Annotated in this window: 12 protein-coding genes; 9 read left to right on the top strand and 3 right to left on the bottom strand. The window is 71.6% G+C overall.

Going from position 1 to position 13,492, the window contains the following annotated elements; translation table 11 throughout:
• Positions 1-25: 25 nt before the first annotated feature.
• The 4 genes from BT341_RS01320 to purE are packed head-to-tail and all read left to right on the top strand — an operon-like array spanning position 26 to position 4,267.
• The gene (locus tag BT341_RS01320; RefSeq protein WP_072474520.1) at positions 26-1,375 is read left to right on the top strand and encodes a glycosyltransferase 87 family protein; all 1,350 of its coding nucleotides are present in this window, start codon (positions 26-28) and stop codon (positions 1,373-1,375) included.
• Entirely contained in the window at positions 1,350-2,558 is a 1,209-nt protein-coding gene (locus tag BT341_RS01315; protein ID WP_072474519.1) for a glycosyltransferase 87 family protein, read from the top strand. Before BT341_RS01320 ends, BT341_RS01315 begins: the two co-directional genes overlap by 26 nt.
• A 12-nt stretch (positions 2,559-2,570) precedes the next feature.
• The gene (locus tag BT341_RS01310) at positions 2,571-3,755 is read left to right on the top strand and encodes a 5-(carboxyamino)imidazole ribonucleotide synthase (RefSeq protein WP_072474518.1); all 1,185 of its coding nucleotides are present in this window, start codon (positions 2,571-2,573) and stop codon (positions 3,753-3,755) included.
• 14 nt (positions 3,756-3,769) lie between these two features.
• Positions 3,770-4,267 carry a 5-(carboxyamino)imidazole ribonucleotide mutase gene (purE, locus tag BT341_RS01305; protein ID WP_072474517.1) on the top strand — a complete coding sequence of 166 codons (498 nt, stop codon included), beginning with the start codon at positions 3,770-3,772 and terminating at the stop codon, positions 4,265-4,267.
• A gap of 4 nt (positions 4,268-4,271) precedes the next feature.
• Here the strand turns inward: purE and BT341_RS01300 are convergent, their stop codons facing one another.
• Positions 4,272-4,961 carry an SDR family NAD(P)-dependent oxidoreductase gene (locus tag BT341_RS01300; protein ID WP_072474516.1) on the bottom strand — a complete coding sequence of 230 codons (690 nt, stop codon included), beginning with the start codon at positions 4,959-4,961 and terminating at the stop codon, positions 4,272-4,274.
• A gap of 106 nt (positions 4,962-5,067) precedes the next feature.
• Between BT341_RS01300 and BT341_RS01295 the strand changes: the two genes are divergently transcribed.
• Positions 5,068-6,081 (top strand): Lrp/AsnC family transcriptional regulator, encoded by a 1,014-nt coding sequence (locus BT341_RS01295; RefSeq protein WP_245804864.1) that lies wholly within the window; start codon positions 5,068-5,070, stop codon positions 6,079-6,081.
• Here the strand turns inward: BT341_RS01295 and BT341_RS01290 are convergent.
• Positions 6,070-7,746, bottom strand: coding sequence for a class I adenylate-forming enzyme family protein (locus BT341_RS01290; RefSeq protein ID WP_177328714.1), 1,677 nt, complete (start codon positions 7,744-7,746; stop codon positions 6,070-6,072). The genes BT341_RS01295 and BT341_RS01290 overlap by 12 nt on opposite strands.
• A 105-nt stretch (positions 7,747-7,851) precedes the next feature.
• Between BT341_RS01290 and BT341_RS01285 the strand changes: the two genes are divergently transcribed.
• The 4 genes from BT341_RS01285 to BT341_RS01270 all read left to right on the top strand — a co-directional run bounded on the left by BT341_RS01285 (position 7,852) and on the right by BT341_RS01270 (position 11,586).
• Positions 7,852-9,009, top strand: a complete 1,158-nt coding sequence (locus tag BT341_RS01285; RefSeq protein WP_143168453.1) for an acyl-CoA dehydrogenase family protein — start codon at positions 7,852-7,854, stop codon at positions 9,007-9,009.
• Between the two features lie 211 nt (positions 9,010-9,220).
• On the top strand, positions 9,221-10,147 hold the full coding sequence (locus BT341_RS01280) for an esterase/lipase family protein (protein ID WP_072474513.1): 927 nt from the start codon (positions 9,221-9,223) through the stop codon (positions 10,145-10,147).
• Between the two features lie 68 nt (positions 10,148-10,215).
• Positions 10,216-10,641 (top strand): hypothetical protein, encoded by a 426-nt coding sequence (locus BT341_RS01275; protein WP_072474512.1) that lies wholly within the window; start codon positions 10,216-10,218, stop codon positions 10,639-10,641.
• Between the two features lie 126 nt (positions 10,642-10,767).
• Positions 10,768-11,586 carry a DUF1206 domain-containing protein gene (locus tag BT341_RS01270; RefSeq protein ID WP_072474511.1) on the top strand — a complete coding sequence of 273 codons (819 nt, stop codon included), beginning with the start codon at positions 10,768-10,770 and terminating at the stop codon, positions 11,584-11,586.
• On the opposite strand, the gene BT341_RS01265 is transcribed toward BT341_RS01270, so the two are convergent.
• Positions 11,583-13,436 (bottom strand): elongation factor G, encoded by a 1,854-nt coding sequence (locus tag BT341_RS01265; protein ID WP_072474510.1) that lies wholly within the window; start codon positions 13,434-13,436, stop codon positions 11,583-11,585. The two genes, BT341_RS01270 and BT341_RS01265, sit on opposite strands and share 4 nt — an antisense overlap.
• Positions 13,437-13,492 lie beyond the last annotated feature (56 nt).

Raw genomic sequence — 13,492 nt, 5'->3', positions numbered from 1 at the left:
GGACCAGTCATGATTTCCTGGTGCGGTGACCCGGACCGTACCCACCGACGTCGAGGGCGAAGCCGTGGCCGGACCCCAGCACCGCCTGGCCCTGCGGAAGTCACTCGCGCGCCTGTCCGTCCGCCCGCGGTCGATCCTGATCCTCACGGTGATCCCGCTGGTCGCGATCGGGTACGGCATCTACGGCTGGCAGCAAGACTGGGTGCTCGGCGTCGACAGCGCGGTCTACCGGGCCGGCGCGCTCACGCTCCTGCACGGCGACTCCCTCTACGACGCGAACACGCTGACCCCCGAGCCGTGGTGGGCGCTGCTGCCGTTCACCTACCCGCCGACGGCGGCGCTGATCTTCGTCCCGCTCGCCGCGTTCCCGACGCAGGTCTCGTGGGGCCTCATCACGGCCATCTCGCTGGCGGCGATGGCGCTGTCGATCCGGATCGCGATCGGCGCGCTGCCCCGCCCGCCTGCCGACGGCCCGCGCTGGTGGGCCTCGCCGGCCCGCTCGACCATCGTGTTCTTCCTCGTCTTCCTCGGCCTCGAGCCGGTGTGGCGGACGATCTTCCTCGGCCAGATCAACCTGATCCTGATGGCCATGATCCTGCTGGACATGCTGGTCATCGGCGCTCGCGGCAGCCGCTGGGGCGGGGTGCTGGTCGGCGTCGCGGCGGCGATCAAGCTGACGCCGCTGGTGTTCCTCGGGCACCTGTTCATCACCGGCCGCCGCAAGGACGCGCTGCGCGGCCTCGCGACGTTCGTGCTGCTGCAGGGCCTGATGTTCCTGATCAGCCCGCACGACGCGGCCAAGTACTGGACGGTCACGCTGCCGGACACGGGCCGGATCGGGCCGGTGCACTGGGCGGGCAACCAGTCGCTGAACGCGCTGATGAACCGGGCCACCGACCTCGCGCCGTGGGCGTCGAAGGCGGCGATGGGCATCGGCTTCCTGCTGGCCATCCCGGCGCTGTGGCTGCTGCTGCGCTTCCACCGCAAGGGCCAGGCACTGGCCGCGCTGCTGGTCACCGCGTTCTGGACGCTGCTGATGTCGCCGATCTCGTGGACCCACCACTGGGTCTGGGTGATCCCGCTGATCGTGCTGCTCGTGTCGCGGCTGCCGAAGACGACCCCGAAGACGGCGTGGAAGCGCTGGGTCGGGACCGGGCTGGTGGCGTTCGTGTTCGTCAGCTGCGTGCTGCTGATCCTGCCGAACGGCCGCAACGTCGAACTGCACTGGAAAGTGTGGCAGAACGTGCTGGGGGACGCTTACATCCTGATGCCGGTCGTGCTGGCGCTCGCGCTGATCCTGCGCTGGGGGCTGCTGCGCCGGGCACGGAAGAAGGCCGCATCGGACGAGCATGTCGACGTCGCGACCGGCGTCTGAGGCGCGCGCCGGTCGCTTCGCCGCCGGCGGGATCGCGCTGCTGGTGCTGGCGTTCGGTGTCGTCGTCTGGCTGGCCGGGTGGCACCTGGGGGCGGACAGCGCCGTCTACCGCGCGGGCGCGCTGACGCTGGTGCACGGCGATCCGCTGTATACGCGGGACGTCCTGACCGCGCTGCCGGACTGGGTGCGGCTGCCGTTCACCTACACGCCGGCCGCCGCGCCGCTGTTCCTGCCGCTCGCCCTCGTGCCATCGGGCCTGGTCTGGGGCGTGATCGCGTTTTTGTCGGTGGTCGCCCTTATCGTCGTGATCACGGTGGTTCCGTCGCCGCCGGGGCGCGCGCCGCTTCTGGGAAGAAGCTGGTGGGCGCTGCCGGCGGGAACGGCCGCCGCTCTGGTCCTGGAACCGGTGTGGAAAACGCTGTTCCTGGGCCAGATCAACTTGATACTGATGGCGTTCGTGGTGCTGGACGTGCTGGTGCTGGCGGCGCGCGGGTCGCGCTGGGCGGGTGTGCTGATCGGCGTGGCGGCGGCGATCAAGCTCACCCCGCTGATCTTCGTGCCGCACCTGTTCTTCACGGGAAGGTGGAAGGACGGGCTGCGGGCCCTGGGCACGTTCGTGGCGTTCGAGGCGGTGATGTTCGCGGTCATCCCGGTCGACGCGGCGCGGTTCTGGCGGGATTCGGCGACCGACCCGAGCCGGGTCGGGTCGGTGCACTGGATCTTCAACCAGTCGCTCAACGGGCTGGTCAACCGGGCTTCGGCGCTGGCGCCCTGGTCGCTGGCGGTGGCGGTCGGGGTGGCGGCGGTGCTGGCCGTGCCCGCGGTGTGGCTCGTGGTGCGGCTGCACCGGCGTGGCGAGGACGCGGCCGCGTTGCTCGTCACGGCGTTCTACGGGCTGCTGCTCTCGCCGGTGTCATGGTCGCACCACTGGGTGTGGTGCGTGCCGTTGCTCACGCTGCTGGTGGTGAAGGCGCGGTGGTGGGCCGCGGCGGCGGTGACGGTGCTGTTCGGCTCGCAGATCGTGATGCTGGTGCCGAACGGCGGGGACACGGAGTTCTCCTGGGGCCTGGGCTGGTCGGTCCTGGGCAATCTCTACGTCCTCGCGGCGGCGGCCGGGATCCTCGGCCTGGCGGCGCGTGAGCTTCGTCTGGTCCGGCGGTCGACGCAGGTCGTGACCGTTTAGTCTGAGCGCGCTATGGACAAACACACCGGTCTGCCCGTCGTGGGCATGGTGGGCGGCGGCCAGCTGGCCCGGATGACCCACCAGGCGGCGATCTCCCTCGGCCAGTCCCTGCGCGTGCTCGCCGCGAGCGAGAACGAAGCCGCGGGTCTCGTGGCCGGCGACGTCACGCTCGGACACCACACCGACCTCGAGGCGCTGCGGAAGTTCGCGGCGTCGGTCGACGTGCTGACGTTCGACCACGAGCACGTGCCGGGCGAGCACCTGCTGACGCTGGCGATGGAGGGCTTCGTCATCCGGCCGGCGCCGGCGGCGCTGGGCTTCGCGCAGAACAAGCTGGTGATGCGCGAGATGATGGCCGGGCTCGGCGTGCCGGGACCCGCCTTCGCCGAGGTGTCCGCTGTGGATGACGTCGTGGCGTTCGGCGGCGAGCACGGCTGGCCGGTGGTGCTGAAGGCGTCGAGCGGCGGCTACGACGGCCGCGGCGTGTGGATGCTCGACACCGCGCAGCACGCCCGCGAAACCGTGCCGCAGCTGCTGGAGGCGGGCACGCCGCTGCTGGTCGAGGAGAAGGTGGCGATGCGGCGGGAGCTGTCCGCGCTCGTCGCCCGCTCGCCCTTCGGCCAGGGCGCGGCCTACCCGGTGGTCGAGACGGTGCAGACCGGCGGCATCAACACCGAGGTGCTGGCCCCGGCGCCGGGCCTGTCGCCGGAGCGGGTGCACGAGGCCCAGGACCTGGCGCTGCGGATCGCGTCGACGCTGGACGTCACCGGCCTGCTGGCGGTGGAGCTGTTCGAAACCGACACCGGGCTGCTGGTCAACGAGCTGGCGATGCGCCCGCACAACTCCGGGCACTGGACCATGGACGGCGCGCGCACTTCGCAGTTCGAGCAGCACCTGCGCGCGGTGCTCGACTACCCGCTGGGCCGGACGGACCTGATCGCGCCCGCGTGCGTGATGGCGAACGTGCTCGGCGCGCCGGAGCTGCCGGAGATGGGGCCGGACGAGCGGCTGCACCACCTGTTCGCGCGGTACCCCGAGGCGCGGGTGCACCTGTACGGCAAGCAGGAGCGGCCGGGTCGCAAGCTCGGGCACGTCAACTTCACCGGCGAGCGCATGGACGACCTGCGCGACCGCGCGCTGCTGTCGGCGCACTGGCTGTCCCACGCCGTCTGGCTCGACGGCTACGAAATCCACTGACGGGAGAGGTCGGTATGGCGCCGCAGGTGGGCGTGATCATGGGCAGCGACTCGGACTGGCCGGTGCTGGAGGCGGCCGGCGCGGCGCTGGACGAGTTCGGCGTCGAGTACGAGGTCGGCGTGTATTCGGCGCACCGCACGCCGCAACGCATGCTGGACTACGCGACGTCGGCGGCTTCGCGGGGCCTGCGGGTGATCATCGCGGGCGCTGGCGGCGCGGCACACCTGCCGGGCATGGTGGCGTCGGCGACGGTGCTGCCGGTCATCGGCGTCCCCGTCCCGCTGAAGTACCTCGACGGCCTGGACTCGCTGCTGTCGATCGTCCAGATGCCGGCGGGTGTCCCGGTGGCGACGGTCTCGGTGGGCGGCGCGCGCAACGCGGGCCTGCTGGCCGTCCGCATCCTGGCGGCGTCGGACGAGAACCTGCGCTCGAGGATGGCCCGGTTCCAGGCGGACCTGGAGAAGCTGGTCCTGGACAAGGACGCGGCGCTGCGCGAGAAGGCCGGCCACTAGCGGGTCACCAGGGCACGGGCTCGCCGTTGCGGTCGAGGAACTCGAGGCCGGGCTTGCCGAGCTTCCCCAGCAGGACGTCGACGAGCCTGGGCACGCTTTCTTCGAGGGTGAACGGCGCTTCGGGGCCGCCGAGCGCGGTGCGGATCCAGCCGGGCGCGAGCAGGAGCAGCGCGCGCCGGGCCTCGGCCTGCCGGGCCGCGAAGCTGCGCACGAACATGTTCAGCGCCGCCTTGCTGCTGCGGTAGAGCTCACGCGAGCCGGCCGTGTTGTTCGTGATGCTGCCCTGGCCGGAGGACATCACGCCGATGAGCCCGTCCGGCGGCACCAGGTCCCTCAGCGCTTCGATGACGCGCATCGGGCCGAGGGCGTTGGTGACCATGACGTCGACGAAGTCAGCCGTCGGCACCTCGCCGATCGGGGTCGCCGGGTTGTTCGTGGTACCCGCGTTGACGAAGAGGACGTCCAGCCGGCGGCCGGCGAGCCGCTCGTGCAGCGGCGGCAGCTGGGCGGGCTCGGTGATGTCGAGGTGCTCGACCTGGACGCGGCCGTCCGACGCGTCCGCGAGGTCGTGCAGTGGTGTCCGGGCGGCCGGGTCGCGGACCGTGCCGAGCACGTGCCAGCCGCGGCCGCCCAGCTCGGCGGCGATCGCGTGCCCGAGTCCTCGCGAGGCCCCGACGATGAGTGCGGTCTGCATGGTCGTCCCTTCGGTTCGGTAGTGCTTCCGAGTCTGTCCGTCCGGTCGCTGCTCGCAGCCGTCCGAAGGGCCGATTCGTAGGATTGCCTCGATGAGAGGAGCCGCGATGGCTGAATCCGTCACCTTGGCACCCGACGACGTGCGTCTGATCCGGGCGCTGCAAATCGCGCCGCGGGCGTCGTTCGCCACGATCGCGGCCGCGCTCGGCGTCAGCGAGAACGCCGTGGGCCGTCGCTTCCGGCGGCTGCGGGCCGAGGGTGTGCTGCGGGTCGCCGGGATCGTCGACCCGGGTGCGCTGGGCCAGAGCGAGTGGCTGGTGCGGCTGCGGTGCCGTCCCGGCAGCATCGCCGCGATCGCCGGCTCCCTCGCGAAGCGCGACGACGTCAGCTGGGTGGCGCTCTGCGCCGCGGGCTCGGAGATCACGTGCGCCGTCCGGTCGCGCAGCCGGGAACAGCGCGACGACCTCCTCGGCTGTCAGCTGCCGCGGACCGCCGCGGTCCTCGACATCCACGCGTCGGCGATGCTGCGGCAGTTCATGGGCGGACGCGGCCACTACTGGGCCGCGCTGCGGGGCACGCTGCCACCCGAGCAGGAGTCGGTGCTCGGCGCCGAGGGGGTGCCGTTCACGGAAGCGCCGGTCGTCGCCCGTGACCCCGTCCGGCTGACGGCGGCGGACGAGCAGCTGCTCGACGTCCTCGCGGCCGACGGCCGCGCGGCCCTGGTCGACCTCGCCGCCGCGGCGGACCTCACGCCCGGGCGGGCGGCCCGCCGGCTGGCGACGCTGCTGCGGCGGCGAGTCGTGCACATCGACGTCGAGATCGCGGCCGAGGCCCTCGGCTTCCACGCCCGCGCGAACCTGTGGCTGCGCGTGCACCCGTCGGCGGTCAAGGACGTCGGGCGCACGCTCGCGCGGCAACCCGAGATCGCGTTCGCCGCGGCGGTTTCCGGGCCGCACAACGTGCACGCCGTCGCGCACTGCCGGGACCTCGACGAGCTGTTCGAGTTCACCTCCGACCGGATCGGCTCGCTGCCCGGGCTGCAGAGCCTGGAGGTCTCCCCGCTGCTCAAGCACGTCAAGCAGGCGGGGACCCTCCTCGCCGGCGACCGGCTAGCCGGGTAGCTCGCCGGTCAGCTGCCGCCGCAGCTCGCGCTTGAGCACCTTGCCCGCGGCCGACACCGGGATCTGCTCGACCACGTGCACCTCCCGCAACCGCTTGTACGGCACCACCTTCTCGTTCACGGCGGCCATCAGCTCGTCGGCGTCCAGCGGGCCGCGCGGGACCACGAACGCCACCGGCAGCTCGCCGACCTCGGTGTCCGGTCGGCCGACCACGGCCGCCGCCGCGACGCCGGGCATCGTGATCAGCAGCTCCTCCAGCTCGCGCGGGAAGACGTTGTAGCCCTTGTACAGCAGCATGTCCTTCTTGCGGTCCACGATGGACAGATAACCGTCCGCGTCGAGGATGCCGATGTCGCCCGTGTGGAGCCAGCCGCCGGCCAGTGCCGCCGCCGTCTCCTCCGGGCGGTTGCGGTAGCCGAGCATGATCTGCGGGCCGCGCAGGCAGACCTCGCCCCGCTCGCCCACCGGCAGCGGCTCGTCGCCGCCCTCGGCCGCGACGACCTTCACTTCCGTGTCGAAGATCGGCACGCCGACCGAGCCGACCTTGCGGACGCCGGAGGTGTACGTCGGCGAGATCACCGCACCCATCGTCGCCTCGGTGAGCCCGTAGCCCTCGGTGACGACCACGCCGGGGAACCGTTCGCGCAGGGCGGTGATCATCGCGTGGTTCATCGGCGCGGCACCCGACCCGATCGAGCGAACCGACGACAGGTCGGCGGTGTGGAACGACGGCGTCGCGAGCAGCGCGGCGAACAGCGCCGGCGCGCCGCCGATGCCGGTGATGCGCAGCCGTTCGGCGTCGGCGACGTACGCCTCCGGGTCGAAGCGGGAGTGCAGGACGATCGTCGTGCCCGCGATCACCGCCGCGTTGAGCCCGCCGATGATGCCCATCGCGTGGAACCACGGCGTCAGGTTGATCGCGACGCCGGTGCCCAGGCGCGTCGGCCACTCGTCCGCGCTGCCGATCTGGTCGATCGTGACGTCGCCGCGCGCGTCCAGGGCCGGCACCGAGCCGGTGCCCCAGCACGAGTGCTGCAGCGTGTTGACCACGACGTTGCGGTGCGAGAGGCGCACGCCCTTCGACCGGCCGGTGGTGCCGCCGGTGTAGGCGAGGTGCGCGAGGTCCCGGTGCACGTCGATGCCGGCCGTCGGGCGCGTCTCCGGCTGGCCGGCGTGGAACGCCTCGAACTCGGCACTCCCTTCGGGCAGGTCGCCGGTGGGCGCGACGACGACCGTGAGCCGCGCCGGGATCCGGCCGGCGACGCTCGCCAGCGCGCCGGCCACCGCGCCGAACGTCACGACGGCGGCGGCCTCGCAGTCGGCGAGCTGGAACGCGAGGTCGTCCGGCGGGAGCAGCGGGTTCGCCGGGCTGAAGGTGGCCCCGGCCAGGAGCGTGCCGTAGTAGGCGACCGGGAAGGCGAGGCAGTTCGGCAGGTGCAGGGCCACGACGTCGCCGTGGCCGATGCCGCGCGCCCGCAACGCGTGGGCGAAGCGGCAGGCGGCGCGGTAGGTCTCGGCGAAGGTGAGGCTGCGGCCTTCGTGGGCGAAGGCGGTTCGGTCGCCCCAGCGCGCGGCGCCCGCGGCGAGGATCGAACCGACGGGGACTTCGGGGTAGTCGAGGGAGGCGGGCAGACCGGGCGGCGTCGTCGGCGCGGTGATCGGCATCACCCGACGATACGAACGGTGCGGTCAAGGACACAAGGACGGCCGCTGTGAACGAGCGCTAACATCGACAGAGCTCTCCCGACGTTGCAGAGAAGGTGACCCGAAGTGACCGACGGCCTGTACCAGCTTGCCGAGGAGCACGAGGAGCTGCGGGCCGCGGTCCGGGCTCTGGCCGAGAAGGAGATCGCGCCGTACGCGGCCGAGGTCGACGAGAACGAGCGCTACCCGATCGAGGCGTACAACGCGCTGGTCAAGTCCGGGTTCAACGCCGTCCACATCGGCGAGGAGTACGACGGCCAGGGCGCGGACGCCGTGGGCGCCTGCATCGTCATCGAAGAGGTCGCCCGGGTCGACGCGTCGGCGTCGCTGATCCCGGCGGTGAACAAGCTCGGCACGCAGCCGATCATCCTGTCGGCCTCCGAAGACCTGAAGAAGCTGGTCCTGCCCTCGATCGCCTCGGGCGAGGCTTCGGCGTCGTACGCGCTTTCGGAGCGCGAGGCGGGCTCCGACACCGCGTCGATGCGCACGCGCGCCCGCCTCGACGGCGACCACTGGGTGCTCAACGGCACCAAGTGCTGGATCACCAACGCGGGCGAGTCGTCCTGGTACACGGTGATGGCGGTGACCGACCCGGACGCGGAGAAGAAGGCCAACGGCATCTCGGCGTTCGTCGTGCACAAGGACGACCCGGGCTTCTCGGTGGGCCCGAAGGAGAAGAAGCTCGGCATCAAGGGCTCCCCGACGCGCGAGATCTACTTCGAGAACTGCACGATCCCGGCGGACCGGATCATCGGCGAGCCGGGCACGGGCCTGAAGACGGCACTGCGCACGCTGGACCACACGCGCCCGACGATCGGCGCCCAGGCGCTGGGCATCGCCCAGGGCGCACTGGACGCGGCGATCGCGTACGTCAAGGACCGCAAGCAGTTCGGCAAGGCGATCGCGGACTTCCAGGGTGTCCAGTTCATGCTGGCGGACATGGGCACGAAGATCGAAGCGGCCCGCCACCTGGTGTACGCATCGGCAGCGGCCTCCGAGCGCGGCGACAAGCGCGCGGGCTTCATGGCCTCGGCGGCCAAGGCGTACGCGTCGGACATCGCCATGGAGGTGACGACCGACGCGGTCCAGCTGTTCGGCGGCGCCGGCTACACCCGCGACTTCCCGGTCGAGCGCATGATGCGCGACGCGAAGATCACCCAGATCTATGAGGGCACGAACCAGATCCAGAAGGTCGTCATGGCTCGCGCCCTGCTCAAGGGCTGACCCTCGACATTCACCGAAAGCCTCGGCGTGCGCCTGCGCCGGGGCTTTCGGCATGTCGACGTAGGTCCGAGGTGTCTGACAAGTACAACGTCTCCACGTCGCACCCGGAAGGGGCGGCGGATAACCCGTCCGGGGGAGTGTCCAGACAAGTTACTTGCGCGTTAAGTCGTCGGTGACGTGAATCACCATCCTTCACAGAGAGGTGAACCGGATGGGCATGACGCGCAGGTGGCTGACCGCGGCTCTGGCCACGGCGGCCGCGCTCGTACTGGGGGCCGGCACCGGCCAAGCCGCCGGACGGGAGCCCACGGGTCCCGTCCAGCCCAACATCCTCACCGCGGCCGCCTACTCGCTGGCCGCTCCCGCCATCGCTCCGCCCGGGGCGAACGACTGGTCCTGCAAGCCTTCCGAGCGGCACCCCAACCCCGTGCTGCTCTCCAACGGGACCACCGCCAACGCCTACGAGAACTGGGCGAACCTTTCCCAGAAGCTCGCCGACGCCGGGTACTGCGTCTTCGCCGGGAACTTCGGCGGCACGCCCGGGACGTTCCTGCAGACCGTCGGCCCGATCGCCGACACCACGAAAGCGCTTGCCGCCTTCGGGGACAAGATCCTCGCCGCGACCGGGGCGAAGAAGCTCGACGTCGTCGGGCACTCGCAGGGCGGGATGAACATCCGGTACTGGATCAAGTACCTCGGCGGCGCGGACAAGATCAGCAGGCTCGTCGGGCTGTCGCCGTCCAACCACGGCACCGACCTGTTCGGCCTGCTCAGCACGCTGGAGATGATCCCGGGCGTGCCCGCCGCGCTCAGCACCGTCTGCCAGGCCTGCAACGAACAGGCCGTCGGCTCGGACTTCCTCACCGACCTCAACGCCGGTGGCGAAACCGTGCCCGGCATCCAGTACACCGTGATCCAGACCCGCTACGACGACGTCGTCACGCCGTACACGAGCGCTTTCCTCAAGGCGGCGCCGAACGTGAAGAACATCCTGCTGCAGAACGTCTGCGGGCTCGACTTCACCGACCACCTCGGCATCACCTACGACCCCGTCGCCGAGGGGCTGGTGCTGAACGCGCTCGACCCGGCCCACGCCAAGACGCCGCCGTGCGTGCCGGTGCCGCCGGTGATCAGCTGAAGTTCGCCACATGAGACATAACCCACCGCCGGGGCGGATTTCCGCTCCGGCGGTGCCACTCTCGAAGCATGTACTGGCCGGTTCCGGCGTCCTGGACGCCCCACGACGAAGCCGAGCTGGTCGCCGGCTGGCGGCTGTGGCTCGAACTGTCCGACCGCGCCTGGCCGACGGCCGCCTGGGACGGGACCCCGGCCGGCGCCGTCCGGCAGCTGCGTGACCTGCTCGCCGCGTGCGCCGAGATCGAGACGACCTACCGCGCGGCCGTCGCCGAGCCGTCGCCCGGGTTCCTGAGCCTGACCCAGGGGCTCGCCGTCACGGCGGGCTCGGCGATCTCGCTGTGGTTCGACGACTCCGACCAGCTCGACGGCGAACGTGCGGCCCTGCTGCACGACGACCTCGCGCGGTTCGCCGAGCAGGCCGAGCAGGTGCTGACCCTGCTGGCGGTCAACGGCGGCTGGACCGAGCTCGACGCGATCCGGCGACGACCCGCCTGACCAGCACCGACGGCTCCGCCCGGTAGCCGTCCGGTCGCGCTCGCGGGCCCGGCTCGTCCCATCGCCGCACCGAATTGGGCCGCTCAGCCCAGCGGATCCGGGTCCGGCGTGGGTACTACAGAAGGCATGAACCGGACAGAAGCCACCGCCGAAAGAGGCGAGAAGAGCAACACCGCGCAGCTGCTCGGCCGGCTCGGCATGGCCTGCTACGGCGTCGTGCACCTGGTCATCGCCTACCTCGCCGTGCAGGTCGCCTTCGGCAGCGGGGGGAAGCAGGCCGACCAGAAGGGCGCGCTGGAGCAGGTCGGCTCCACGGCGTTCGGCCAGATCCTGCTCTGGATCCTCGCGATCGGGCTGGTCCTGTTCGGCCTCTGGCAGTTCCTGATGGCCGCCACCGGCTACGAATGGGTGACCGGCGGCAAGCGGACGCGCAAGCGGATCGGCGCGGCCGCCCGCGGCGTCGTCGTGATCGTGCTCGGCTTCACCGCCGTCCGGCTGGCCACCGGCAGCGGCGGCGGCGGGTCGAGCAGCCAGCGCCAGCAGGAGTTCACGGCGAAGCTGCTGTCCCTGCCCGCCGGGCCGGTGCTGGTGGTGCTCGTCGCCGTGGCCATCTTCGGCGTCGCGATCGCCGCCGCGATCAAGGGCGCGAAGCAGAAGTTCCTCGAAGACCTCGACACGACCGAGCTGCCCGGGCGCGCCAAGCGCTGGGTCGGCTGGCTCGGCACGACCGGGTACCTCGCCAAGGCCGTCGTTTTCACCGTGGTCGCGATCCTGCTGGCCATCGCCGGGTTCGACGCCGACGCGCACAAGGCCGGCGGGCTGGACACCGCCCTCAAGACGCTCGCCGCCCAGCCCTTCGGCACCGTGCTGCTGACCGTCGTCGCGCTCGGCCTCGCCGCGTTCGGCGTCTACTGCTTCGCCGCCGCCTGGGCCCACAAGCGCTAGCGCCGGGCCACCTGCGCCAGGTACTCCTTGCGGTCCAACGGATTGTCGCCGGTCCGCGGCCGCGTCGGCGGCGGACCGGGGCAGGGCCGGTAGTCCGCGAACTCGCTGAAGAAGACGCCCTCGCCCTGGCTGAGCGCGGGCAGGGCCTGCTCGAACTCGTGGACGTGCGCCGCCGGGATCGTGCCGCGCAGCGTGCACGACGACGGCCCGGTGACCGGTTCGGCGGGCACCGCGCGCAGGTCGGCGAGCTTGGGCAGCACCGCGCTGACGGCGTTCGCCGGGATCTCCAGCTCGAAGCGGTGCACCGGCTCGTGCACCCGCGTGCCGGCCTCCCGCAGCGCCGCCATCAGCACCAGCGGCGTCATCTTGCGGAAGTCGCCGGCGGCGCTGACCGGGCTGAAGAACGCCGTGTGCGTCAGCGTGACGGCGACGTCCCGCACCTCCCAGCCGTAGAGGCCCTGTTCGAGCGTGCTGTGCACGGTTTCCTCGATCGCCTTGTGGAACGCCGACGGGAGCGAGCCCAGCTCGACCGAGAGGCAGAATGTGACGCCGGTGCCGGGCTCCACGCGCAGCCCGACCGTCGCGAAGAAGTACAGCCGCTGCGCCGGATCCAGCTCTTCGACGGCCTCGCCGCGGCCGATCGGCTTCTCGACGTACAGCGGACGCGTCCGCTCGAAGGTGACGTCGATCCCCGCGCCCTCGGCGAGCATCGAGCGCAGGACCTCCTTCTGGACTTCACCGTAGAGCCGGACCGAGACGTCGTGGCCGCGGCGGTGGACGTCGATGAGCGGGTCCTCTTCGGACAGTCGCGTCAGCGCCGTGAACAACGCCGCGGCCTGTCCGGGCCGGACCGGCCGCACCACGGTCTCCAGGCTCGGCGGCGTGAACACCCCGGCGCGGGCGGCGGCGCCCGGCGAGCCGAGCCGGTCGCCGATCCGGACGTCGCGCAGCCCGCGCACCTTGGCGACGTCGCCGGCGAGCGCCACGTCGTCTCCGGCGACCTCGATCGCCGTGACCCGGCCGGTCAGCTCGGTTTCGCCGCGGTAGAAGGAGATCCGCTGCCGTGGCGCCAGCGAGCCGGAGTGCAGCCGGGCGTAAGCGATCTTCTCGCCGGCGCGGCCGCGGTCGATCTTGAACACCGTCGCGTCCAAAGGGCCGTCGCCGGTGCGTTCGGTGGCCGGGAGCAGCTCGGTCATCGCCGTGACGAGGTCCGCGACACCCGCGCCGGTGATCGCCGAGCCGGCCAGCACCGGGTGCACCATGCCCCGCGCGACCTGACGGGCCAGCTCGGCGCGGCAGGCGGATCCGTCGACGCGGCCCTCCACGTAGGACTCCAAGAAGGCGTCGTCGCCGTCGGCCAGCAGCTCGGCCAGCTCGTCGAGCGCTGTGGTCGCGTCGAACGCTCGCGGCGCCAGCTTCGCCCGGATGTCGCCGAGCTGGTCGCGCGCGCCCGTCCGATCGATCTTGTTGACGAAGATCAGCACCGGGATGCCGAGCCGGCGCAGCGTGCGCATCAGCACGCGGGTCTGCGCCTGGACGCCTTCGACGGCGGACACCACCAGGACGGCGCCGTCGAGCACGCGCAGCGCGCGCTCGACCTCGGCGATGAAGTCCGAGTGTCCGGGCGTGTCGATCAGGGTGATCCGGGTGTCGCCGGCCCCGAAAGACGCCACCGCGGACCGGATGGTGATGCCGCGACGGCGTTCGAGGTCGAGCGAGTCGGTCTGGGTGTCGCCGCGGTCGACGCTGCCCAGCCGGCTGATGGCACCGGCCTCGAAGAGCAGGCGTTCGGTCAGGCTGGTCTTACCGGCGTCGACGTGCGCGAGAATGCCGATGTTCAGGGTTTTCACGGGCGTGGGGGATCCTTCGTGATGCGGGTGACAGGCCGGGCGGGACGGTCTGTCGG

The sequence above is a fragment of the Amycolatopsis australiensis genome, assembly GCF_900119165.1.
Lineage (GTDB): Bacteria > Actinomycetota > Actinomycetes > Mycobacteriales > Pseudonocardiaceae > Amycolatopsis > Amycolatopsis australiensis.
The sequence above is the reverse complement of the archived record's forward strand: the minus strand, read 5'-3'. Positions and strand labels throughout refer to the sequence as shown.